Origin of the sequence: Ensifer sp. 1H6 (genome assembly GCF_001976035.1) — a bacterium.
Taxonomy (GTDB): Bacteria; Pseudomonadota; Alphaproteobacteria; order Rhizobiales; family Rhizobiaceae; genus Ensifer; species Ensifer canadensis.
On sequence record NZ_MOAI01000028.1, the window covers coordinates 67,386 to 90,035 of the forward strand.

At 62.8% G+C, this 22,650-nt stretch carries 20 protein-coding genes and 3 pseudogenes; 5 read left to right on the forward strand and 18 right to left on the reverse strand.

What is annotated here, in order from left to right; translation table 11 throughout:
• The first annotated feature begins 347 nt into the window (after positions 1 to 347).
• The 3 genes from BKP54_RS26745 (at position 348) to BKP54_RS26755 (ending at position 3,521) form a co-directional block, all read left to right on the forward strand.
• Positions 348 to 1,394 carry a DUF930 domain-containing protein gene (locus tag BKP54_RS26745; RefSeq protein ID WP_025428391.1) on the forward strand — a complete coding sequence of 349 codons (1,047 nt, stop codon included), beginning with the start codon at positions 348 to 350 and terminating at the stop codon, positions 1,392 to 1,394.
• Between the two features lie 179 nt (positions 1,395 to 1,573).
• Positions 1,574 to 2,629, forward strand: coding sequence for a P1 family peptidase (locus BKP54_RS26750; protein WP_025428392.1), 1,056 nt, complete (start codon positions 1,574 to 1,576; stop codon positions 2,627 to 2,629).
• A gap of 25 nt (positions 2,630 to 2,654) precedes the next feature.
• Entirely contained in the window at positions 2,655 to 3,521 is an 867-nt protein-coding gene (locus tag BKP54_RS26755; RefSeq protein WP_025428393.1) for a D-amino-acid transaminase, read from the forward strand.
• Positions 3,522 to 3,598: 77 nt separating this feature from the next.
• Here the strand turns inward: BKP54_RS26755 and BKP54_RS26760 are convergent.
• The 7 genes and pseudogenes from BKP54_RS26760 to BKP54_RS26790 all read right to left on the reverse strand — a co-directional run bounded on the left by BKP54_RS26760 (position 3,599) and on the right by BKP54_RS26790 (position 11,221).
• Positions 3,599 to 4,500: pseudogene (locus BKP54_RS26760) on the reverse strand (LysR substrate-binding domain-containing protein).
• Between the two features lie 87 nt (positions 4,501 to 4,587).
• A complete protein-coding gene (locus BKP54_RS26765) occupies positions 4,588 to 6,102 on the reverse strand; it encodes a serine hydrolase domain-containing protein (RefSeq protein ID WP_084815193.1) in 1,515 nt (504 codons plus the stop codon).
• A 39-nt stretch (positions 6,103 to 6,141) separates the two neighbouring features.
• A complete protein-coding gene (locus BKP54_RS26770) occupies positions 6,142 to 6,882 on the reverse strand; it encodes an ABC transporter ATP-binding protein (RefSeq protein ID WP_025428396.1) in 741 nt (246 codons plus the stop codon).
• Entirely contained in the window at positions 6,879 to 7,709 is an 831-nt protein-coding gene (locus tag BKP54_RS26775; RefSeq protein ID WP_025428397.1) for an ABC transporter ATP-binding protein, read from the reverse strand. Before BKP54_RS26775 ends, BKP54_RS26770 begins: the two co-directional genes overlap by 4 nt.
• Positions 7,710 to 7,713: 4 nt before the next feature.
• The gene (gene nikC / locus BKP54_RS26780; RefSeq protein ID WP_025428398.1) at positions 7,714 to 8,616 is read right to left on the reverse strand and encodes a nickel transporter permease; all 903 of its coding nucleotides are present in this window, start codon (positions 8,614 to 8,616) and stop codon (positions 7,714 to 7,716) included.
• Positions 8,613 to 9,626, reverse strand: coding sequence for an ABC transporter permease (locus BKP54_RS26785; RefSeq protein ID WP_025428399.1), 1,014 nt, complete (start codon positions 9,624 to 9,626; stop codon positions 8,613 to 8,615). Before BKP54_RS26785 ends, nikC begins: the two co-directional genes overlap by 4 nt.
• A complete protein-coding gene (locus BKP54_RS26790) occupies positions 9,623 to 11,221 on the reverse strand; it encodes an ABC transporter substrate-binding protein (protein WP_025428400.1) in 1,599 nt (532 codons plus the stop codon). Before BKP54_RS26790 ends, BKP54_RS26785 begins: the two co-directional genes overlap by 4 nt.
• A 287-nt stretch (positions 11,222 to 11,508) precedes the next feature.
• Between BKP54_RS26790 and BKP54_RS26795 the strand changes: the two genes are divergently transcribed.
• Positions 11,509 to 12,549 (forward strand): dipeptidase, encoded by a 1,041-nt coding sequence (locus BKP54_RS26795; protein ID WP_025428401.1) that lies wholly within the window; start codon positions 11,509 to 11,511, stop codon positions 12,547 to 12,549.
• A 23-nt stretch (positions 12,550 to 12,572) separates the two neighbouring features.
• On the opposite strand, the gene BKP54_RS26800 is transcribed toward BKP54_RS26795, so the two are convergent.
• The 10 genes and pseudogenes from BKP54_RS26800 to BKP54_RS26840 all read right to left on the reverse strand — a co-directional run bounded on the left by BKP54_RS26800 (position 12,573) and on the right by BKP54_RS26840 (position 20,622).
• Complete coding sequence (locus BKP54_RS26800; protein WP_025428402.1) at positions 12,573 to 13,634, reverse strand: ABC transporter ATP-binding protein; 1,062 nt, start codon at positions 13,632 to 13,634, stop codon at positions 12,573 to 12,575.
• A gap of 20 nt (positions 13,635 to 13,654) precedes the next feature.
• Entirely contained in the window at positions 13,655 to 14,476 is an 822-nt protein-coding gene (locus BKP54_RS26805; RefSeq protein WP_025428403.1) for a carbohydrate ABC transporter permease, read from the reverse strand.
• Entirely contained in the window at positions 14,473 to 15,360 is an 888-nt protein-coding gene (locus BKP54_RS26810; protein ID WP_025428404.1) for a sugar ABC transporter permease, read from the reverse strand. Before BKP54_RS26810 ends, BKP54_RS26805 begins: the two co-directional genes overlap by 4 nt.
• 137 nt (positions 15,361 to 15,497) lie before the next feature.
• Positions 15,498 to 16,811, reverse strand: a complete 1,314-nt coding sequence (locus BKP54_RS26815) for an extracellular solute-binding protein (protein WP_025428405.1) — start codon at positions 16,809 to 16,811, stop codon at positions 15,498 to 15,500.
• Positions 16,812 to 16,839: 28 nt separating this feature from the next.
• A pseudogene (locus BKP54_RS37375) lies at positions 16,840 to 17,705 on the reverse strand (ROK family protein).
• A complete protein-coding gene (locus BKP54_RS37380) occupies positions 17,702 to 17,884 on the reverse strand; it encodes a hypothetical protein (protein WP_348626765.1) in 183 nt (60 codons plus the stop codon). Before BKP54_RS37380 ends, BKP54_RS37375 begins: the two are co-directional and overlap by 4 nt.
• An 83-nt stretch (positions 17,885 to 17,967) precedes the next feature.
• Positions 17,968 to 18,318: pseudogene (locus BKP54_RS37385) on the reverse strand (N-acetylmannosamine-6-phosphate 2-epimerase); the annotation flags it as partial.
• 242 nt (positions 18,319 to 18,560) lie between these two features.
• On the reverse strand, positions 18,561 to 19,307 hold the full coding sequence (locus tag BKP54_RS26830; protein WP_025428406.1) for a GntR family transcriptional regulator: 747 nt from the start codon (positions 19,305 to 19,307) through the stop codon (positions 18,561 to 18,563).
• Positions 19,308 to 19,436: 129 nt separating this feature from the next.
• Positions 19,437 to 19,685, reverse strand: coding sequence for a DUF2798 domain-containing protein (locus tag BKP54_RS26835; protein ID WP_198956878.1), 249 nt, complete (start codon positions 19,683 to 19,685; stop codon positions 19,437 to 19,439).
• A 25-nt stretch (positions 19,686 to 19,710) separates the two neighbouring features.
• Positions 19,711 to 20,622, reverse strand: coding sequence for an NmrA/HSCARG family protein (locus tag BKP54_RS26840; protein WP_025428407.1), 912 nt, complete (start codon positions 20,620 to 20,622; stop codon positions 19,711 to 19,713).
• Positions 20,623 to 20,737: 115 nt separating this feature from the next.
• Between BKP54_RS26840 and BKP54_RS26845 the strand changes: the two genes are divergently transcribed.
• Positions 20,738 to 21,631 (forward strand): LysR family transcriptional regulator, encoded by an 894-nt coding sequence (locus BKP54_RS26845; protein ID WP_025428408.1) that lies wholly within the window; start codon positions 20,738 to 20,740, stop codon positions 21,629 to 21,631.
• Between the two features lie 23 nt (positions 21,632 to 21,654).
• On the opposite strand, the gene BKP54_RS26850 is transcribed toward BKP54_RS26845, so the two are convergent.
• Complete coding sequence (locus BKP54_RS26850; protein ID WP_025428409.1) at positions 21,655 to 22,518, reverse strand: DMT family transporter; 864 nt, start codon at positions 22,516 to 22,518, stop codon at positions 21,655 to 21,657.
• Positions 22,519 to 22,650: the final 132 nt, after the last annotated feature.

The following is a 22,650-nucleotide window of genomic DNA, read 5'->3' on the forward strand; positions in this document are numbered from 1 at the left end:
TTATGTTTTAAATCTATAGAAAATATAGAATAGAGATGATTATGCGGAATATCTGCCATTTCGGGAAGAAATTTCTCGCCTTTCAGTGTCGGTGAAATGATTTCGATAGTTGCTGGGCCTTAACCTCGCAAAGACATTCGCACTGACTGGCTGTGTGCTCAGCTCATGATGGCCCCGCGCATTTTCTTCGGGTGACGGATGATTTTTCGTTCACCGCTGTGCGCATCTTGACCGGGCCAGGCTACGACCGGTCAAGTCTCCGGTTTGTGTGTGCTTTATTGCGGCCACTTGTTGAGATGTGCCGAAGCACCTAGCTTCCGCCCATGTGGTCCATTATCTCGTAAGCGATGCAGCTGTTTTCAGAAAAATGGTGGGAGAAGATCAGATGGGGCACGCCGACCTCGGTGGCTCTGCACCTGCTTGTCATCGCTCTGCTGCTGATCCAACTGCCGAAGGAAACGCCCAAACCGCAGGGCGAGCAGAGCATCAACGTCGAACTCGTCTCTCCACCGCAGCCCAAGCAGCAAGAGAAGCCCAAGCAGGAGGCTCAGCCGAAGAAGGAACAGCCGAAGCCACAACCGGCTCCCTCTCGTCAGCAGCCACAGGCCTTCGAGTCGGCTGCGGCCAAGATCAAGCAGGAGGCTAAAGCTGCTCAGCTTCCGCCCACTGCGAAGGCCGAGAAGAAGGATGTGGTGAACCAGCCGAAGAAGGCAGAGGCGGCCGACGCCGCCACGAAGAAGGTGGAGAAAGAGGAGGCGCAGGCGCAGAAGCAACCGGAGACGGAAAAGCCGACACCGCAGCAGCTTGCCGTCCTGTCGACCCCTGCCAACGGCGATAATAGTGCTGCTGAGAAGAAGCCGGCTGCCGAGGCGGATGAGAAGAAGCCGGCTGCCGAGGCGGATGCCGAGAAGGCGGTGTCCAAAGCCGATTCGGTGCCGGTGCGCAAACCTGCCGACGACAAGGAGAAAAGTGACGAGACGGAAGGCGAGGCCGAAGCGACGGCGAAGTTGCCGTCCGACCGGTTTGTCAAGGCCGAGGAGCTTTTTTCGGCGAAGTCGATCGCCGATCCGCGCGTTAAGCAGGCGATGGGCCAACTTCCGGTCAAGAAGCGTATCCTCCAACTCTGCAACATCGAAGCCCTGGAGCAGATCCGCCATCAGCGGCCGGAGGACTTTCCTGATATACTCGTGCCCTTCGGGCCATCTGGCGGGTTCATCGGCAAGGAGCAGATCGACGCAAGCGGCGGCGCCTATCGCAGCAAGGGCAATTGGTACGACGTCGACTTCAAATGCAAGGTCGATCTCGAGACGGTCGAGGTCACATCTTTCAGCTTCGCCATCGGCAACATCGTTCCGAAAACGGCTTGGAAGAGCCGCCGTCTGCCGCCCAACTGAGCCGATCTTCGAGCCGCCCGTGCTCTGCAACGCGAGACGTCCGGTCGTCTTGCGGACTTCTCATAGAACTATTCCATTTTTGCGATGCCGTTTTGTCGCAGGGCAGAGTAGCTTCCAGCCAAATAGGGCGACGGTCGTTTGCGGCGGATCGCCACTTGGCAAAATGGGGAAAAGGCTACATGTCGGCAAACACGCGCCAAAGGCTTCGCGACCTCGGATTCCGCCCAGGCGTATATGAAACCGGCTCGTTGAACGCGATTACCGACGTTGCCGGTGTAGCCGTTGGCCACGCGACTGTGGTCGAGGGCGACAGGATCCGCACGGGCGCGACTGCTATCCTTCCCCACCAGGGCAATCTGTTTCAGGACAAGGTGCCGGCGGCGCTGGCGGTCCTGAACGGCTTCGGCAAATTCGTAGGTTCGACCCAGATCGCCGAGTTGGGCGAGCTCGAAACGCCAGTTGTTCTGACCAATACGCTCGCAACCGGGCGGGCGATCGAGGCGATCAACCGTTTTACGCTGGCCCAGCCGGGCAACGAAAAGGTTGTGTCGCTCAACGCCGTCGTCGGAGAGACCAATGACTCCAGACTGAACGATATCCGCGCCGGCCGCCCGACGATCGATGAGATCGGCAAGGCAATTGCCGCGGCGGCGCCCGGTCCGGTCGAAGAGGGCGCCATCGGCGCCGGCACCGGCACGGTGGCCTTCGGTCTCAAGGGCGGGATCGGCACCAGTTCGCGCCGCGTCAAGGCGGCAGGCGAAACCTTCACAGTCGGCGTGCTGGTGCAGTCCAATTATGGCGGCCGGCTGCTGATTTGCGGGCATCCCTATGATGCGCCGTCGGGACATGATCGCGACGGCTCAATCGTCATCGTCGTCGCCACCGACGCGCCGTTGTCGGCGCGCAGCCTCGAACGGCTGGCCGAGCGCGCCTTTGGCGGCCTCTCCCGCACCGGTGCCGCCCTCAGCAATGGATCCGGCGACTATGCGCTGGCATTCTCCACCGCGGAAGCTGTCCGCCGGACGCGCGAGCGGCGCACAGCGATCTCCAGCTACCCCGACCTGCCGAACGACCTGATCTCGCCGCTGTTCGAGGCGACGATCGAGGCGACAGAAGAGGCGATCCTCAATTCGCTGGTCACGGCGCAATCCACAAGCGGTTTCAATGCGGCCACCGGCAAGGTGAGTTCGGTTGAGGCGATTTCGCTCGTCCGCCTCGCAGCCCTCAAAGCCTAATTCTCTTCCCTCAGACGGAGTTACCATGTCCAACCCGACCGGCCGTATCGTTTATCTGAACGGCGAGTTCGTTTCCGAGCACGCGGCGCATCTTTCGGTCTTCGACCGCGGTTTCCTGTTCGGCGACGGGATCTATGAAGTGACCGCCGTGCTCGAAGGCAAGCTTATCGACAGCGCGCTGCATATGGCGCGGCTCGAACGCTCCGCCCGCGAGATCGACGTGCCGCTTCCGGTCCCCGTTTCCGAGATCGTCGAGATCGAGCGCCGGTTGGTGCGCGAGAACAACCTCGTCGAGGGCGTGGTCTATCTGCAACTCACGCGCGGCGCCGAGGATCGCAACTTCCTGTTTTCAGGAGAGATCAAGCCGACGCTGCTGCTCTTCACCCAGGTCAAGACGCTCGAGCACGTCGCAGCGGTAGACAACGGTGTTTCCGTCAAATCGGTCGCCGACCAGCGCTGGGCGCGACGCGATATCAAGAGCGTATGTCTCTTGCCGCAGGTGATGGCGAAGCGCATCGCCAAGGCCGAAGGCTGCGACGAAGCCTGGATGATCGAGGACGGGTTGGTGACCGAAGGCGCGTCCTCCACCGCCTATATCGTTACCGACGACGGCAGGATCGTTACCCGCGGCAACAGCAGTGCGACGTTGCCCGGCTGCACGCGCCTTGCCGCGCTGGAACTGGCGCGCGAGCAGGGGCTTACGATCGAGGAGCGGCCGTTTTCGCTCGATGAGGCGCTGGGCGCCCGCGAGGCATGCCTGACGAGCGCGTCGAACTTCGTCGTCTCCGTGACGCGCATCGACGGAAAGCCTGTCGGCGACGGCGTGCCCGGACCGATGGTCAAGCGGCTGCGTGAACTCTATCTGGAAAATGCCCGCCGTACGGCGATCTAGCGGCCGATTAGCGGGAGGGGCAGTCGATGGGACAGGAGTGCGAAGCGAATCCTGACCGGAACCGCTTCATACCTTCCTCAAAGGGCAGCCGCTTCTTGCGACTGCCAGATACGGCCGACGACGGGGCGCCGGTTGTCCTTGGCGCGATAGAGCCGGATTTCGACGCTGATATCCCAACGGGGATCGGCGGCGCGCACCAGCGTGCCGGACGAAAGCTCTGCGGTCATCAGGCTTTCCGGCACCCAGGCAATGCCCCAGCCGGCCTGCGCCATCGCTTTCAGGCCGACGGACATGCTGCCCTCATGCACGCGCTGAAAGGGCGGCAGTCGGCGCCGACCAGCTCTCCCAGCAATTGCCCGAAGAATGACGACTTCTCGTAGCTGATATGAGGGAAGGGCTTTGCACCGCCCTCCAGCAGGTGCGCGGCCGCTCCGGTTTCGATAGGCGCCGAAACCGGGATGATCTTTTCATGGCCGAGCAAGCGGTGTTCGAACGCCTGCGGGTCCAGGAGCAGCGGCACCTGGGTGTGGGCATAGGTCAGGAGGAAGTCGCACGAGCCATCGACCAGTGAGTTGAGGTTCTCCTCCATGCTGCCGGAGTCAGGGCGAAGCCGCGAGAAGACCGGGCCGGCCTTCCTGTTGATGCGGTTCATCCAGTCGGGAAAGAAGGTGAAGGAGAGCGTGTGGAGCGCGGTCACCTTGATCGTCTTGGCGTCCGAGCCCTCTTCCTTCTGCAGGTTGCGCCTGGATTGATAGAGGTGCTGAAGGGTCTCCTGCGCCACCGGAACGAATTTCAGGCCCGCCTCGGTCAACCGAGAGGGGTAGGTGGCGCGGTCGACAAGGCTCGCGCCGACCCAGGCTTCGAGCTGCTTGATCCGGCGGCTGAAGGCGGATTGGGTGACGTGCCGTTCGTCGGCCGCCTTCGAGAAATTGAGCGTGCTCGCCAGTGCCAGAAAGTCTTCGAGCCACTTGATTTCCAACGCATGCACTCCTGAAGAACGTCATTTCCCGCCTTGCAGCGGGAACCTGACCCCTTTTAGGCACAGTTCGACAGGCTTCAAGAAAAATCAGGGCCGACGGCGGTATTCCATCATCCGCGCGCGGTTGAGCACCAGTTCCACCCGGTTATCGTCGAGGGCATGCAGGCAGACACGCTTCGTCCAGGGGCCGTCATGCAGCGTGAACAGGAAGCGACCGTTGCCGAGCGCCGTCAGCGGCATGACGTTGCGCACCGGGCCAACACCCATAACCACCGCCCCGTCGCGGATCTCGAACTCTGCCCCTTCAGGGGACTGCCACGCTCCGGAGAGAGACGCCGGCACAACGTGCTGGCCGGCGACGGGCAGGAACCGCCGCGCCGCATGGCCCGCCTCGCCGACAAGCGCCGATCCCTCCAGCCGCAGCCGCATCGGCGACGAGGCCGAGCGCGAGGAAACCCACCCGTCGCCGTCGTCGTAAAGCGTGTCGTCGGCATCGAGATAGGTGCAGACGCTGCCCTTGATCTCCAGCCACCAGGGACCTTGTTCGGTGATATAGAGGCCGTCGGGAATGCCGGCTGCCGGTGTTGGCAGCGGCAAGCGGGTCAGCGCCGCCATGCTTTCGAGCGCGATCTTGTTGCCGTTGGTGTCCTCACGGTTGGAGACGACGACGAAGCCCGAGCGGCTTTCGGGGTCGAGCAGGAAGTAAGTCTTGTAGCCGGGGTGTGAGCCGCCGTGGCCGACGAAGCTACGTTCACCGAGCGTCGACGAGCGCAGGCCAAGGCTGTAGCCGCTCGGCCGTCCGTCCGCCAGGAAACGGGTCGTCTGCAACCTTTCCAGCAAACCTTCGTAACGACCGTGCCCGCCCATCAATGCCTGCAACCAGGCAGTGAGCGCATTGGCGCTTCCTGTCAGGCTGCCGGAAGCGGAGATATGCAGGCCGGCGGCGGAAAGCTGCCAGCGCTCGCCAGAGTGCCAATAACCAGGCACCAGGCTCGCGACCGGATCGTTCCAGACGTCGGGCGCCTTGAAGGTGACGCCGAGCGGTCCGGCAACGTCGTTCTGGATGAAGTCGTCGAAGGCAAAGCCCTTGCGCTCCAGCGCGGCCTCGACGAGGCGATAACCGGTGTTGGAGTAGGAGACCTCGCTGCCGGCATCGAAATTCAGCCGCCGCAGACGCGCCAGAAACGCCAGAAGCGGTGCGGCCTGTGTGTCCGTGTAGACGGAGAGGCCGAGCAGGGACAGGCATTCGCGCGTATCCGGCAGGCCGCCGCTCATATCCAGCGCCTGGCCGACCGTCACGTCGGCAAGCGGCGAGACGAGTTCGGGCAGATGGTGCCCAAGCCGGTCGTCGAGCTTGATGATGTCGTCATGGCCAAGCACCATGGCACAGAAGAAATGCTTGGTGACCGAGGCATAGCGAACGACGCTTTCGGCCGAGAATGGCGCAAACGTTGCCAGGCTTTCGACGCCGCGCGCATGCGAAAAGCGGATGCCGCTATCGTCGAAACCGACGATGGCGCCGCCCGGTTCGTTCTCCGCCCACTGCTTGGCGAATCCTTCGGCTGTGGCGGATGCGGCGTGCCAATCGAAATGTGCCGGCATGTTTTCTTCCATTGTCCTAGTTGTCACCAAGGGGCGAAGTCAGGCCGGTTCTTCCAGCCCGACGCTCAGCATACGCAACTCCGTCGTATGGGCATGGTGTGTCTTGCCCGCTCGAAGGTCCTGCGCGCTCAGTTGCTCCACCATTTCGCCGTTCAGCATGACGCCGACCTGACCGCAGAGGTGGGCGATCACCGCCAGGTTGTGGCTGACGAGAATGTAGGTGAGATTTCGCGCTTCGCGAAGATCGGACAATAGGTTGAGGATCTCAGCCTGCACCGAAACGTCGAGCGCACTCGTCGGCTCGTCGAGCAGCAACACCTGCGGATCGGCAATCAGCGCCCGGGCGATCGCCACCCGCTGACGCTGGCCGCCGGACAGCTGGTGCGGAAACCGGAAGCGGGCCGCCTGCGGCAGCGCCACGTCGGACAGCGCCTGAACGATCCGCTTGTCGATATTGTCCATGCCGTGCACGAGCGGCAATTCGCTGAGAATGCGATCGATTGTCTGGCGTGGATGCAGCGAGCCATAAGGATCCTGGAACACCATCTGCACCCGGCGGAAGAAGGCGGGTGGGCGCTTCAGTGCCGCCGCTTCACCGCCAAAGGCGATGCGACCGGCCCAGCTTTCATTGAGCCCGGCCATCGCCCTGAGGATCGTGGATTTGCCCGAGCCACTTTCGCCGACGATGCCGAAGCTGTCGCCCTTCTTCACCGAAAACGAGACACCTTTGACGACTTCGCGGTCGCCGAATCTTATGCGGAGATTTTCAACGTCGATCATGCGGTGAGCCACGATGCATCGCGGTTGAGAACAGGCAACCGGTCCCTGGGATGCGTGAGGGAAGGCATGCAGTTGAGAAGCCCCTTGGTATAGGGGTGGCGGGCGTTCAGCAGCTCGGACGCCTTCAGCTCTTCCATCACGCGGCCGGAATACATCACCGCGACGCGGTCGCAGAAATGCGACACGAGCGGCAGGTCGTGGCTGATGAGAATGAGGCCCATGTTGCGCTCCGACACCAGCTCCTCGATCAGCCGCAGGATTTCTGCCTGCACGGTCGCATCGAGCGCGCTCGTCGGTTCGTCGGCAATCAGCAGCTCCGGATCGGGTGCCAGCATCATCGCGATCATCACCCGCTGGCCCATGCCGCCCGAGACTTCGTGCGGGTAGGCGGCGGCGACTTCGCGCGGATTGCGGATTTTAACCTGGTCGAGGAGATGGATCGCCGCCTCGAGCGCTTGCCTCTTGCTGCCGCCCTTGTGGGCACGCCAGGCTTCCGCCACCTGTCGGCCGATGTTCATCACCGGGTTGAGCGAATATTTCGGATCCTGCAGGATGAAGCCCGCCCGCTTGCCACGGATCTGGCGCATCTGCTTTTCCGAGGCAGAGAGCAAATCGATGCCGTCGAAGGAGAGCCGGTCGGCTGATATGGCGGCATTGGAGGGCAGCAGCTTCATCAGCGCCCGTGCCGTCAGGCTCTTGCCCGAGCCGCTCTCGCCGACGATGCCGAGTTTCTCTGCGCCGAGTGAAAGCGAGATGCCGCGCACCGCCTCGAAGCGCGAGGAGCGGTTCTCGAAGGCGATGCGGAGGTTCTTGATATCAACCAGCATGGTCTCAGTCCCCCTTCGGATCGAGCACGTCGCGCAATCCGTCGCCGAGAAAGTTGAAGGCGAGCGACACGAGGAAGATCGCGATGCCGGGAACGGTGGCGACCCACCACTGGTCGAAGATGAATCGCTTGGCGGTGGCAATCATCGCGCCCCACTCCGGTGACGGCGGCTGCGCGCCCATGCCGAGGAAGCCGAGGCTTGCAGCGGTGATGATGATCGAGCTCATGTCGAGCGTGATGCGCACGATCAGGCTCGGCACGCAGAGCGGCGCTGCATGGCGCATGATGATGCGCCATGGCGATGCACCGGTCAGCCGGCAGGCGGCGATGAAATCGCTGCGGCGCACGGTCATGGTTTCGGCGCGGGCGAGACGCGCATAGGGCGGCCAGGCTGTGAGCGCGATGGCGAGGATGGCGCTTTCGACGCCCGGCTTCAGCGCCGCGACGAAGGCAAGCGCGAGAATGAGCCTCGGGAAGGCGAGAAACACGTCGGTGACCCGCATCAGCACCGTATCGACGATGCCGCCGAAATAACCGGCAATGCAGCCGACAGCGAGCCCGATCGGCGCCACCAGAACGACCACGGAAACCACCATGCCGAGCGTCACGCGACCGCCGAAGAGGATGCGCGAGAAGATGTCGCGGCCGAGTTCGTCGGTGCCGAGCCAATGGGCAGCACTTGGGGCGGCAAGCCGGTTGGCCAGGTTCTGGATCGCCGGATCGTGCGGCGCCAGTACCGGCGCAAACACGGCAAGCAGCGAAAAGACGAGGATGATCGTCAGCCCGATCATCGCCAGCGGGTTGGACCTGAGCTTCAGCCAGATTCGATAGCGATGACCCCAGGAGGCCTGGGTGCGGGAGGCGGGCGTTTCATCCAGCGCCCAGTTTCGAAAGGTCGTAAGCATCATCGGACGCGGGGATCCAGTACACGATAGAGAAGGTCGGCGATGAGGTTGAGGCCGACATAGATGAGGCCGATCAAAAGGGTCGCTCCGACCACGGGGTTCATGTCGGCGTTCATCAGCGACACCGTCAGGTATTGGCCGAGGCCCGGCCAGCTGAACACGGTTTCGGTAACGACGGCGCCTTCGAGAAGTCCGGCATAGGTCAGCGCCAAGACTGTCACCAGTTGCACGGCTACCGTCGGGAAGGCGTGGCTCCAGATGACGGTCGATGCGGAGAGACCCTTGGCGCGCGCGGTGATGACGAACTCGCCCTTCAGCGCATCGACCATGAAGGCTCGGGTCATGCGGGTGATGTAGGCCATGCTGAAATAGGCGAGAATGCAGACCGGCTGCGCCATGTGCGCCACGGCGTCACGGAAAGCATCCCAGTCGCCGGCGATCAGTGTATCGATCGTCAACAGGCCGGTGACCGGATCGATCATGCCGTCGAAGATCACGTCCTGGCGGCCGGGTCCCGGTGCCACGCCAAGCGTCGCGTAGAAGATCAACAGCGAGATCAGCGACAGCATGAACACCGGAACGGAATGACCGGCGAGGCAGACGACGCGGATCGCCTGATCGACGAACTTGCCCTGCCGGACGGCCGCCCAGACGCCGAGCGGAATGCCGATTGCCGCCGACAGCAGCAGCGCCGCCGTCGCCAGCTCCAGCGTAGCCGGGAAGAACCGGGCGATATCGGTCGCAACCGGGTTGCGTGTCAGGATCGACATGCCGAGATCACCGTGCAGCAATTGCCAGAGATAACGGAAGAACTGCACGATCAGCGGCTGGTCGAGCCCCATTTCGATGCGCGCGCGGGTGATCACCGCCTCGGAGGCGTTGTCGCCGACCGCGGCAATCACCGGGTCGACGGGCATGACGCGGCCGATCATGAAGGTGACGATCGTCAGGCCGAGCAGCGTCAGGAAGACGCTGCTCAACGTGGCGGAAAAGCTTCGGATACGCTTGTTCAAGCCTTGGACGCCTCTGCATAGGAATGGGAGTCCGACAGCGTGCCGAGCCGGATGCCGGCAACAGACTTGCGGCAGGCGGCCGTGGTCGTCGTCTGCAGCATGAAGATGAAGGGGCTGTGCTCCATATGGGCGCGCTGCAGCTCCTCGTAGAGCGCGATGCGCTTTGCCGGATCCTGCTCGTCGCGGGCGGCCTCGGCCTTCTTTGCCATCTCGGCGTCCTGCCAGGATGAGCGCCACAGGAAGGGGCGCGACTTGGCATCATCCGAATTGTCGGGGTTGATGTTGAAGACGTCGGCATTGGCGTGCGGGTCGAAGTAGTCCGATCCCCAGGCCGAGAGCGCCATCTGGTGCTCACGGGCGCGCATCTTGGTCAGCACCTGGCGGTTCTCGGCCGCCTGGAGCTGCACGCGGATGCCGATTTCGGCAAGGTTTGCCTGGATCGCCTGCGCCAGATCCGGATAGGGCTGTGCCGAATAATGATCCATCACGATGTCGAAACCGCCTTCGAGGCCCGCCTCGGCCATCAGCGCCTTGGCCCTGGCCACATCCTTCGTAAACGGCGTATCGTTGACGACGCCCGGATAGCCCTCGGGCAGGAAGCTCTGGTGGATCTTGTGGGTGAGGGGCACGATGTTTTCCTGCATGCCCTTGTAGTCAAGTGCGTGCTTGATCGCCTGCCAGACCTCAGGCTTTGCGAGGTTTGCCTGCTTCTGGTTGAGCGAGATCAGCACGAGCGAGGCGACGCCCTTGCGAACCAGCGCGTAGTTCTCGTCGCCCTGCAGGGTGCGCAACTGTTCGGAGCTGAGGTTGCGGGCGATGTCGGCGTCGCCCTTCTGCAGCATCAGCAGCTGCGACGACGGGTCGGCAACGTGGCGTAGGATGATGCGCTTGATATTGCCCTTGTAGGGGCCGTTCGGATTGACCGTCAGCGCGACGCTCTCGCTCGGCTTCCAGGACTGCAGCGCGAACTCGCCCGAACCGGCGGTGTTCTTCTGCAGCCAGGCGTTGCCGAGGTCGCCGTCGACTTCGTTTTCGAGCGCGGCCTTCTTCTCGACGATGCTGCCGACATTGGCCGAGAGGCAGTAGAGCAGGAAGGAGAGCGATGCCGGCTCCTCGAGCGTCAGGCGTAGGGTCGAAGCATCGACGGCGACGATGCGCTCTTCGACATTCTCCGGCGTGAAGCCGAACTGGGCGATGATGAAGGCCGGGCCTTTGTTCATCTTGATGGCGCGCTGCAGCGAGAAGGCCGCATCTTCTGACGTAACCGGCGCGCCGCTGGCAAAGGTTGCGCCTGCGCGAAGCTTGAAGGTGAACCCCTTGCTGTCGGCATCGGTTTCCCAGGATTCAGCCAGGATCGGGTCGACCTTGTTGGCATCATCAAGGTTGGGATGAACGAGCTTCTGGTAGATATTGCCGCAGATTTCGCTGCCGACTGCCTCGAAGCTCTCATGCGGATCGAGGCTGGTCATGTTGTCGAGCTGCTGAGCGACAACCAGAATGTCCTTCGGCGTTTCGGCGAAGGCCGGAACCAGGCTGACATAGGACAGAAACGGCACGGCAGCGCCGCCGATCAACAGGTTGCGTCTGGAAATCATCGGAAATATCCCCTTCTCGGACTTAACGTCATGCGAACGGCCGTCGTGAGGTTTTCGCAGTTCACCTCACCGCCAACCGTGTTCCCTTGTTAGTGGCCGGATTAAGCACAACATGGCTTGGTGCTACCAATTCCGATTTCGGCAGGGCCTATGCATGGTTTGCATTTGCGCCGATGGACGGCTTTCCCCTAGGGCTGTCAGATGATTATGTTCGCGCGCGACGGCCAGTTTGAGTCGTGCGCAGTCGGCCGCCGTGGGCGGCAAACAAGTTGAAAGGCGGTCCCCAATTGGCAACACAGGCGAAAATTCCGGTCTTCGATGGACATAACGATGTGTTGTCCCGCTTGTGGCACTCGCAGCAGGCAGACGCCGAGGCCCGCTTCGTTGACGGCGGCGGCAGCGGTCATATCGATCTCGTCAAGGCGGAAAAAGGTGGGCTCGCCGGTGGTCTTTGCGCTGTCTATGTCGCGTCGCCCAGCATGCAGAAGGATGCCAATGGCGATTTCGCAACGCCGGATCAGCAGGATGCGCTGAAGAGCACGCTCGGCATGGCAAGCCTGCTCATGCGGCTTGAGCGGCGAGCGAGCGGCCGTCTGAAGATCTGCCGGTCGGCAGCCGATATCCGCCAGGCCATCGCCGACGGTGTGTTCGCCTCGGTGCTCCACGTCGAAGGTGTCGAAGCCTTCGCCGCCGATCTCGATGCGCTTTACGTGCTGCACGCCGCCGGCCTGCGCACGCTCGGGCCTGTCTGGAGCCGGCCGAACATCTTTGCCTATGGTGTGCCGTTCCGTTTCCCGTCGTCGCCGGATATCGGTCCCGGCCTGACGGAAAGCGGCAAGGATCTGATCCGGGCGTGCAACGAGCTCAGGGTCATGGTCGACCTGTCGCACATGAACGAGCAGGGATTCTGGGACATTGCCGCTCTGTCCAATGCGCCGCTGGTCGCCTCGCATTCCAACGTGCATGCGCTTTGCCCGCACAGCCGCAACCTCACGGATCGCCAACTCGACGCCATCAAGGATACCAGCGGCCTTGCCGGCATCAATTTCGGCGTGTTGTTCTTGCGGTCTGATGGCATCAAGAACCCGGACACCAGCCTCGAGCTTTTGGCCGATCACATCGACTACATCGCCAACCGCATCGGCATCGATCATGTCGCGCTCGGCTCCGACTTTGACGGCACCACGATCCCCGCGGCGATGCGCGACGCGGCCGACCTGCAGCAACTGGTCGACGTGCTCCGCAAGCGAGGTTACGACGAGGCGACGCTCGCCAAGGTTTGCCACGGCAACTGGATCCGGGTGCTGGAAACGACCTGGGGCGCGTAAGATAGGGCGCGCAGCGAGCCTTATCAGTTCGCTGCGATTGCTGCTCCTGCCTCGTCGAACAGCGACGATCTCGCCGCATCAATACTGATGCCCACGGTCTCGCCGATGCGATAGGGCGTATCGGCGGGGGCGCTGACGTTGATCAACCCGAGTTTGCCGGCGCGCACGAAGACGCTGGTGTTGCCGCCAAGATATTCGCTGACCTCGACGGTGCCCCGGCAATGGCCGCTTTCGGGCGAAACCAGAGACAGATGTTCGGGCCGGGCGCCCAGATGCGCTGGCGCTGCAGCGCCGGATACTCGCAGCTGAATGCTGCCTTCGCCGGATAGGTCGAGCCCGCTAGCGCCGGGCTGGCAGGCCAGAAGGTTCATCTTCGGACTGCCGATGAACTGGGCGACAAACAGATTGGCGGGCGTCTGGTAGAGCGCCTGCGGGCTGCCCTGCTGCATGATGCGTCCGTCCTTCATCACCACGATCCTGTCGGCAAGTGTCATCGCCTCCACCTGATCGTGGGTGACGTAGATCATCGTCGCGCCGAGGGTGCGGTGCAGCTTGGCGATTTCGAGCCGCATGTCGACGCGTAGCGCCGCATCGAGATTGGAGAGCGGCTCGTCGAAGAGGAAACCGACGGGTTCGCGAACGATCGCTCGGCCGATCGCGACGCGCTGGCGCTGGCCGCCGGACAATTCCTTCGGGTAACGCTCGAGCAGGTGGGTGAGCTTCAAGGTCTCGGCGGCCGCCTCGACCTTGGCCTTGATCCGCCCAGTGGGCAGCTTTGCCAGCTTGAGGCCGAACCCCATGTTGCGGCGGACCGTCATGTGCGGGTAGAGCGCGTAGGACTGGAACACCATAGCGAGCTTGCGCTCGACCGGGGAGGCCGCAGTCACGTCGCGGCCGTCGATGAAGAGCTGGCCGGAGGTGGTCTCCTCCAGCCCGGCGATCATGCGCAGCAGTGTGGACTTACCGCAGCCGGAAGGGCCGACGATGACGACGAATTCGCCGTCGGCGATGTCGAGGTCGAGTTCGCGGATGATCTCCAGGTTGCCGTATTGCTTGCCGGCCTTTTTAAGTGAAATCGTAGCCATGGTTGTCTCCGAAATAAAGGTCAGCCCTTGACCGCGCCTGCTGTCATCGAGCCGCTGATCTGGCGATACATGATGAGGCCGAGCAGGACCGGGGGAAGCGCGCCGACGATCATCACGGCAGACGCCACGCCCCATTGCACGCCGCCGCCGCTGGCGGCGAAGAAGAACGAGGCGCCGACGGTGATTGGTACGGCCTTGGACGTCGTCAGCATCAGGCCGAACAGGAACTCGTTCCAGGCGGTGATGAAGCCGAAGATCAGGCTGGTGACGATGGCAGGGCGGCAGACAGGGGCGATCACCTTGAAGAGGATCTGCGTCCGGCTGGCGCCATCCATGAGCGCGGCCTCGTCGAGCTCGGCCGGCAGGTCACGGATGGCGTTGACGAGGATAACGAGCGCCAGCGGCAGGTTGACGATGGTCAGGATCAGCCCGAGGCCGAGACGGGTGTCGAGCAGCGCCAGCCACTGGAACATCATATAGAGCGGGATCGCGAAGATGATGAGCGGAACGGCGCGCAGGTTGACGATGAACGGCAGCAGCGTCCGCTCGCCGAGCCGGCCGCGGGCAATCGCGTAAGCCGCGGGAAGGGCGAGCGCCACCGCCAGCAACGTGCCGATCAAGGCGACCGAGAGGCTGTTGAACAGATAGAGGAAGATGTTCAACCGGTCCGTCACCTGGAAGACCGCGAGATAGTTGTCGAGCGTTGGCGACTGCACCCAAAGGCCGGGATTGGTCGACAGCTCTCTGGTGCTCTTGAACGAGGTCGAAAGGGTCACCAGGATCGGAAAGTTCATGGCGAATGCGGCGATCGCAAATACCAGCCAGCGAAGTGCTGTCATCATCGGGCCGCTCCCTTCCGCCGGCTGGCAATGAAATTGAGGCCGTAGAGGACGGCAAAGGAGACGACGAACAGGATCACCGAGGCGGCGACCGCCTTGCCGATGGCACCCTGCTTGAAGAACGCCTCGTAGATGTAGATCGACAGCGATGCCGTCGAGCCGCCGGGGCCGCTGCCGGTCAGGACATAGACGTTGTCGAAGACGCGGAAGCCGTCGATGAAACGGATGAGCAAGGCCACGACGATCGTCGGCAGCATCAAGGGCAATTCGATGTACCAGAGCCGATGATGACTCTTGGCGCCGTCCATGGCCGAAGCTTCGGCGATCTCGGAGGGGATCGCCTGGTAGGCCATGTAGAACAGCAGCAGCGCGAACGGCGTCCACTGCAGCGTCTCGACGACCACGAGCGTCCAGAAGGCTGAGCCGGGGCCGAGAAACGACAGGCTCGCGCCGAAATAGGTCCAGAGATAATAGGGCACGGGGCCGACGAACTCGTGTAGGACGAGCCGATACATCAGGCCGACCAGCGCCGGCGCTACCATCAGCGGCAGCATCAGGATCGCCATCAGCCAGCTGCGCCGCTCGATCAGCGGCGACAGGAATATGGCGAGGAAAAGCCCGAGTGTGCATTCGAGTGCGGCCGTCAGAAGACCAAAGCGGAACGAGAACCAGCTTGCCTGCCAGAAGGCGCTATCGCTCCACACGGCGGCGAAATTCTTGAAGCCGGACAATTCGGGCTGGCGCAACGTCTCGAACGAGACGTCGGAGACCGAATAGATCAGGTTGACGATCGCGGGAAAGCCGAGAAAGACAAGGAGGAACAGCACCACGGGCGTGGCGAGTAACCTGAATTCCTGGACAAGGGGGCGTTGCGAGGCTTTCGTCATCGGACCGATCTGTGTCTACCTGTCTTAGGGTGTCGGCGGCTCACGGAGAGACAGTTCCCGGCGGGCGCCTGTCACTCCTTAACTACCGGTCTTGCCGAAGGGCACCGGCGACAGTCACCCGCCGCCGGTGCTTTCGCTTATTTCAGCAGTTCGGCCATGCCCTTTTCGGTATTGGCGAGCGCATCGTCGATCGATTGCTGGCCGGACCAGTAACCGGTGAACTCCTTGGCCTGCAGTTCATAGACCGACAGCGCCTTGGCCGAGGTGCCGCCGTTCATGACGTAACCGTACTTGCCGGCGAATTCGCCGAGCTTGACCAGATCCGGCCGTGCTTCCGCGACTTCGGCGACCACCTCGGGTGTCAACGCCGGTGCGCCGTTGTTCCTGGCATAGATCAGCGCCGCTTCTTTCGAAGACAGCCATTTCAGGAACAGGGCCGCCCCTTCCTTGTTCTCGGCGTTCTTGTTGAGACCGAAGCCGAGGCCGTGGATATGGGTGAAGCGCCCTTCCGGACCGGCGGGAGGGGCTACGGTATCGGTGACCTCGGCCACAGTGGGTGACTTTTCCTTACTGGTCAGATCGCCGGCGGCGGCGTTCCATTGCAGCATGGCCGCCACCTGACCGGAAGCAAAGGCCGCGTTCGCTTCCGCAAACTCGTAGGAGAGCGAGTCGCGCGGGGTTGCGCCGTTGTCGTAGAGCAGCTTGTAGATTTCCAGGCCCTTGCGATAGGCGTCGGAATTGACGGTGATCTTGCCGCTGTCGTCCATCCAGTTGGCGCCGTAGGCACGCGGCACCGACTGCCAGATCATGATGTTGAACAGCAGGTTCTTGAGCTGCAGCACGGTGCCGTAGCGCGTCGGGCTGTCCGGATTGACGGCTTGCGTGAAGTAAAGCGCCGTTGCGGCATAGTCGTCCCAGGTCCATTCGTCCGGAGCCTTCGGCTCCAGCTTTTTGCCCAGGTATTTCTCCGAGATCTCCGCATATTTCGCCTTTGCCGCATCGTCCTTCATCAGGGCGTCGATGAGGTCCTTGCGGAAGTACATGAAATGCAGCGACAGGTCGGTCGGCACGCCGTACTGCTTGCCTTCATACTGCATCGTCGAAAGCACCGAGTCGCCATAGACGGCCTTGGCCTCTTCAGACAGTACGACCGGCTCCATGAACGGCGCGTAGCGGCCGATCGAGTAGGTGGCGAGCAGGTTGAGGTCGAATGCCTTGGAGCCGGCGGCAAGGTCGGCCTGCAGCTTGTCCCAGAAGCCCTCACGGTTGAAGAACAGCAGCTCGACCTTGTCCTTGTCGGCAACGTCGGGCTTTGCGTTGTAGGTGTCAGCGGCGGCGCGCAGCGCCACTTCCTCCGGGCCGCCGGGCCAGCCGAGCACGGTGACTTCTGCCAGTGTCGGGCTTGCCAGAAGGCCGGCGATACTGGCTGCGAGCAGCGCTCCTCGTTTCATGGTCGCAAGTGTCATCTTTGGTTCTCCCTCAAAGTTGTTGTTGACGCTCTGCAAGATCTGCGATTCCGACCACGCCAGCGTTCTCCCCGAGTTCGGCGGCGTGGATCGATGGCTTGAGGCGCGGCGGAAGGTCGCCCAGCGCGCGCTCGATGGATGTCAGGTAGCCCGGCGCCAGCCCAATGCCGCCGCCGATGACGATTCGCTTCGGATCGAGCGCGAGTTGAATATTGCGGCACAGCAAAGCCGTTTGGCGTGCCGAGGCCTCGACGATCCGGCGCGCCCACTCCTGCCCGGCGTCGGCCGCTGCAAAGACCTCGCGGGCGGTGGCATCCTTTTGATGGACGCTGGCCTCCCCGGCTATCCAATGGCCGGAAACCTGGTCTTCGAGCGTATGGTGCGTCGCCTCATCAAGGCGGAACTGGCCAAAGTGCCCGGCAAGGCCCCCGAGCAGACGGCCGTTGACGACGATGCCGCCACCAATGCCTGTTGAAACCGTGAGGAAAACCATGTCCTCGCGCCGGCCGCGCCGAAGCTGAACTCGCCCCAGGCCGCCGCCTGGGCGTCGTTGGCGGCAAGGACGGGCGAGCCCGAAAGTGCCGCGACCACGTCGGTCAGCGGGAAGCGATCGGGGATATCGAGCGTGTTGCGGTTGATCGCCGACCAATGGCCATCGTCGACGATGCCGGTAACGGCGACGCCGACCTTGTCGTAGCGACCGTTCCACATGGCGATGGCGTCGAACAAAGCCTGCAGCCATTCGGCCGGATCGCCGCCGCGGGGTGTCGCCATCTTGTGCGTTTCGAGAACGGTCCGGTCGCGCACCAGCGCCGCCAGCATCTTCGTGCCGCCAAGGTCGATGGAGAGGGTGGCCTGCGCCTGCGCCATCACATTCATGCCCCGCTCGATGCCAGGGTTTCGTCGAGCGCTGTGCGGAACCAGGAGGTCACGTGTTCCGGCCGGGTAATGGCGGAGCCGACAACGACGGTGAAGGCGCCGACCCGCAGCGCTTGCGACGCCTGTTCCGGGGTGCGGACGCAGCCTTCCGCAACGACGAAGGGTGTGAGCCTGCGCATGGCGGCAATGAGCGCGAAGTCCGGTTCGGTCGCTCCACCGGTCCGGTGTAGCCGGCGAGTGTCGAGCCGACGATTTCGGCGCCTTCGCGCAAGGCCTGCGCCGCGTCGCTGCTGACAGAGCAATCGGCCATGGCGATCTTTCCTGTTGCCTGGATGCGCTCGATCAGGCGCCTGGTCTCGACCGGGCGCGTCCGTTGCGTGGCGTCATAGGCGATGATATCCGCGCCCGCCGCGGCCAATGCGTCTACATCCTCGATCAGCGGCGTGATGCGAACAGGCGAGGTCGTCAGGTCGCGCTTGACGAGGCCGATGATCGGCCGGTCGGTCGCCTGGCGAACGGCGCGGACGTAGTCGGCAGATTCGATCCGGAGCGCCGCCGCACCGCCATTAAGCGCCGCCAAGGCGAAGCCGACGACCATCGCCGCGTTGTCCATGACGCCGCCTTTGACCGGCTGGCAGGAAACGATCAATCCGTTCTTCAGGCTTTGGATCTCGAATGTCACGCCGGCTCCTCTGGCGCGGGTAACGACCTTTGGCGATATCAGCCGCTCCCCGCACGCATTTGCTACTCGGCCGCATCATGGCTTTGAGGCTGTGTCAGCCCGTACCGTTGCGACCCGATCAGGCCATTACGGTAACAGGGCAAGACCAGATTGCAACAGGAATTAAACTGGTATTATCGCATCAATTCGATGACGAAGTCGTAGACGTCGCCGCGATATTTGGTCTGGGTAAACTCGACGATCTGGCCGTCGGCGAGGAAGCAGCGGCGCTCCATGATCAAAAGGCTGGTGCCTTCGGGTGTCGCGAGCAGGCGGCGTTCTTCCTCGCTCGCCGGCTTTGCCTGCATGCGCTGCAGCGCCCGGACGGGAAGGGCGCCATGGGCGGCCAGATACTCGTAGAGCGAGGCGCCGATCGCCTCAGGCTGCGGCACGAAACGGGCGGGGAGTGCCGCGGTCTCGATGGCAATCGGGGTGTTGTCGGCGGTGCGCAGCCGCCGCAGGCGAACGATCTTTTCGCTGACGGGAATGCCGAGCGCCATCATCTCTGCCGGCGACGGGCGGCTGATCTCCCGCGAAATCCAGACGCATCCGGGTTCGAGCCCGCGCGACCGCATATCCTCCGAAAAGCTTGTCATCGTCGCCAGCGATTTTTCGACACGCGAAGAGACGACGGTCTTTGCGCCCTGGCGCCGATCCAATAGCCCTTCGGCGACCAGGCCCTCAATGGCTTTTCTCACTGTCACGCGCGATATCGCCAGACCCTCGCTCAGGTCCCGCTCGCTCGGAATGACTGCACCATGCCGTATGACGGAGGCGCCGATCGCCGCCTTGATCGCTTCGCCGAGCCGGCGGTAGAGCGGCTCGCCGCTCTCGCCGGACATGGTCTGCAACAGAAAATCGAGAGTTGCCTGATCGCTCATGGAGACACCTGCTTGAGATGCCTCCTTATGCAATATTTTTGCCCGGTGTTAAACTGGTATTGTACTGGGGGCCGAATTTTACGGCTTTTACCAAGCCGGTGCACGGCTCGACCGTTTATCAAGCCAGACTCAACGTCTGGCCTGCGGTGCCTGCACGATCGCCGCGACGATGAGGCGTACCAGTGGCAGCACGAGCAGCAGGCTTGGAAACGCCACCAGCCACGAAATGCCCCAGGCCTTCATCCACAGGGAGAACAGATCGGCTCTGAAGCCGGCATTGGCCGTGGTCGAGACGGCCGAGACGAGGCAGGACATCAGCACCGACAGCACCAGTGGCATGGCGACGGCGTTATAGCGCGGAGGAAGTTTCTTCGGCATTTGGGTCATGCTCCGGTTTCAAGGTTCAGGCGTGGGGCTGAAGGCGGGGATTGGCGCCGGCCGCCAGCTCTTCGATGAAGGACTGCAGGCTCCGGGGTTCCCGCCCAAGAGCGGCCCTGAGCGACAGGCTGTTGCCGCCAAGGCCGACGGCTGCGTAGTGCTCATAAACCTTGGCGAGCAGGCCTAGCTGGTGCTCGGTGTATTTTGCCCGCGCCGGAGCGGCCCATTCGTGGAAGCCGATCTCACCGGCCGCGATCGGCCGGCCAAGCGCCTTTGCCATCATCTCGGCGATCTCTTCCCTGTTGTGGCGACCATCGGCGCAGAGCTCGAGGCTGGCGTAGGCGAGCCGGTCCTCGGTCAGCGCGATTGCCGCCACCTCGGCGACGTCACGATAGTCGACGCGTGCCACACGCGCGGTCTTCGGAAAGGGTTCGGAAAAGACGCCCTGTTCGACGACGGTCGGCCAGGCTGAGCGGATGTTCTGCATGAAGTTTGCCGGGTGCAGGATGGTGTATTCGAGATTGGACGAATAGAGCGCATCCTCGACCGGTATCTTGGCAGCATGGTTCTTCAGACGCGTGTTCGTCGGCTGGATGACCGAGGAGAAGACGAATTTTCGCACACCCGCACGGACCGACGCGTCGACCATCGCGATGCCCATCGCCGTTTCGTCCGGCGCGAAAGCCGGTCCGAGATGAAAGACGCCGTCGACGCCCTGCAGTGCGATGTCGAGGCTGTCGCGATCTCTAAGGTCGCCGACCGCAACCTGTCGGGCGCCAAGTGATTGCGCCAGGCCGATATTGGACTGATCCCTGATCAGGGCGCGCAAGACGGCGCCGCGGCGGACCAGTTCGGGCATGACAAGCCCGGCAAACCGGCCGGTTGCCCCGACGACAAGTATCCTATTTCCGGTCGCTTTCTTGCCTCTCGCTGTCATGCGATTTCGCCTTCCTGTGCTCGTCACTTCAATGTGAACGCAGATTATCGTTCGGCAAAAATTTGGACAATCATCCAAAAATGTGATTTATTCTCTACAAAAGCGGGATAATGGAATGAGCCGTATCGAAGACCTGGAAGTGTTCGTCGCCGTGGTGGAACTCGGCAGCCTGACGGCGGCGGCCAGCCGTCTTGCGCGGCCGTTGCAAACCGTCAGCCGTGCGCTTGCCGCTCTTGAAGACGATATTGGCGTGGAACTCATCCACCGCACGACGCGCCGCTCGACGCCGAGCGAGGCTGGCGAAATCTTCTATCGCCGGATCAAACCTGCCGTCGATGAAATCCGCGAAGCCAGGCTTGAGGCGGCACAGCGACGGATGGAGCCTTCAGGCGTGCTGCGGATCGGCGCGCCAGCGCTGTTTGCCCCGCGCTTCCTGATGCCGATCGTCGCCGAGTACATGCGGAAACATCGAAAGGTCGAGGTCGAACTCGACCTTTCCGATGCGTTCGTCGACCTCGCAGACGGCGGGCTCGACATGGTGGTGCGGATTGGAGACCTTGCTGACTCCGGTCTGATGGGAAAGCGATTGGGCGCGCTGCGCCGTGTGGTTTTCGGCACGCCGTCCTATTTCGCCGACCATGGCCGGCCGATGCATCCAAATGAACTCAAGCAGCACAATTGTGTCGTTCGTTCAGGTGGCGACCGGCCCGGCGCGTGGATGTTCTCGATCGACGGCAAGCCGCGTGAGGTCAAAGTAGCCGGCCCGTTGCGGGTAAACGCCATGACGGCAATCTATGCCGCCGTCTGCGAGGGGCTCGGTCTTGGCTACTCTCCGCTCTGGCAGATCGAGCACTTGATCGCCGAGGGTCGGGTCGAGATTGTACTTCAAGAGTTCGAGCCTGCGCCCGTTCCGATCCACGTGCTGTGGCGCGAGGGCAGGGTGCCGACGGCAAAGGTCCGGACATTTATCGACCTCCTCAGCAAACGGCTCAAACTCGATCATCTCTGACGGAGGCTGCGCGCACCTGCCGTCTACTTCGCGAACTTCTTTGCGCCGGCTACGCACAGCACGATGGCGCCGGTGACAGCCAGCATAGCCCAGCTAACCGGCTCGTGGAGAAGCGCTGCAGCAAGCGTGAGGCCGAAGAACGGTTGAAGCAGCTGCAACTGTCCGACGCCGGCGACGCCGCCAAGCGCGAGTCCGCGATACCAGAAGACGAAGCCGATCAGCATGCTGAAGACCGAGACATAGGCAAGCCCGGTCCAGGCCGCGCCATTCACCATCTCGAAGGACGGCGGGTTCGTGAAGAGGCCGATACCGATCATGACCGGCAGCGACAGTACCAGCGCCCAGCAGATCACTTGCCAGCCGCCGAGCTTGCGCGACAGGCTTGCTCCCTCGGCATAACCAAGACCGCAGACGATGATTGCGGCAAGCATCAGGAGGTCGCCGACCGGCGAGGCCGAAAAGCCCTGCGTGAGCGCGAAACCGGCAACCAGTGCACTGCCGAGGCAGGAAAACAGCCAGAAGGCCGGATGCGGTCGCTCGCCGCCGCGAAGCACGCCGAAGACTGCGGTCGCCAAGGGCAACAATCCGACGAAGACGATCGAATGGGCCGATGTCACATGCTCAAGCGCCAGCGCGGTCAGCAGCGGAAAACCGAGTACGACGCCGAAGGCAACGATCGCCAACGAGAAGAGATCGGCACGTGTCGGCTTGGGTTGGCGAAAGACAAGGAGCAGGCAGAGCGCAAGTGCACCGGCGATGGCCGCGCGCGCGACCGTCAGGAACACCGGGTCGAAGTCCATGACGGCAGCGCGTGTGGCCGGCAGCGAGCCGCTGAAAATCAACACACCCAGAAAGCCGTTTATCCAGCCGGTCGTCGTTCTGTCCATTGTCGTCTCCAATGAAAGAACACAAGGGGCGAAACGCCTTCGATTGGCGGCTTTTCCTTGGGTTCGGTTGGTTATTGATCGGCATTTTCGCCGATCGGCTAAATCTCTTCCTTCCGCGCGACAGGCATCTGC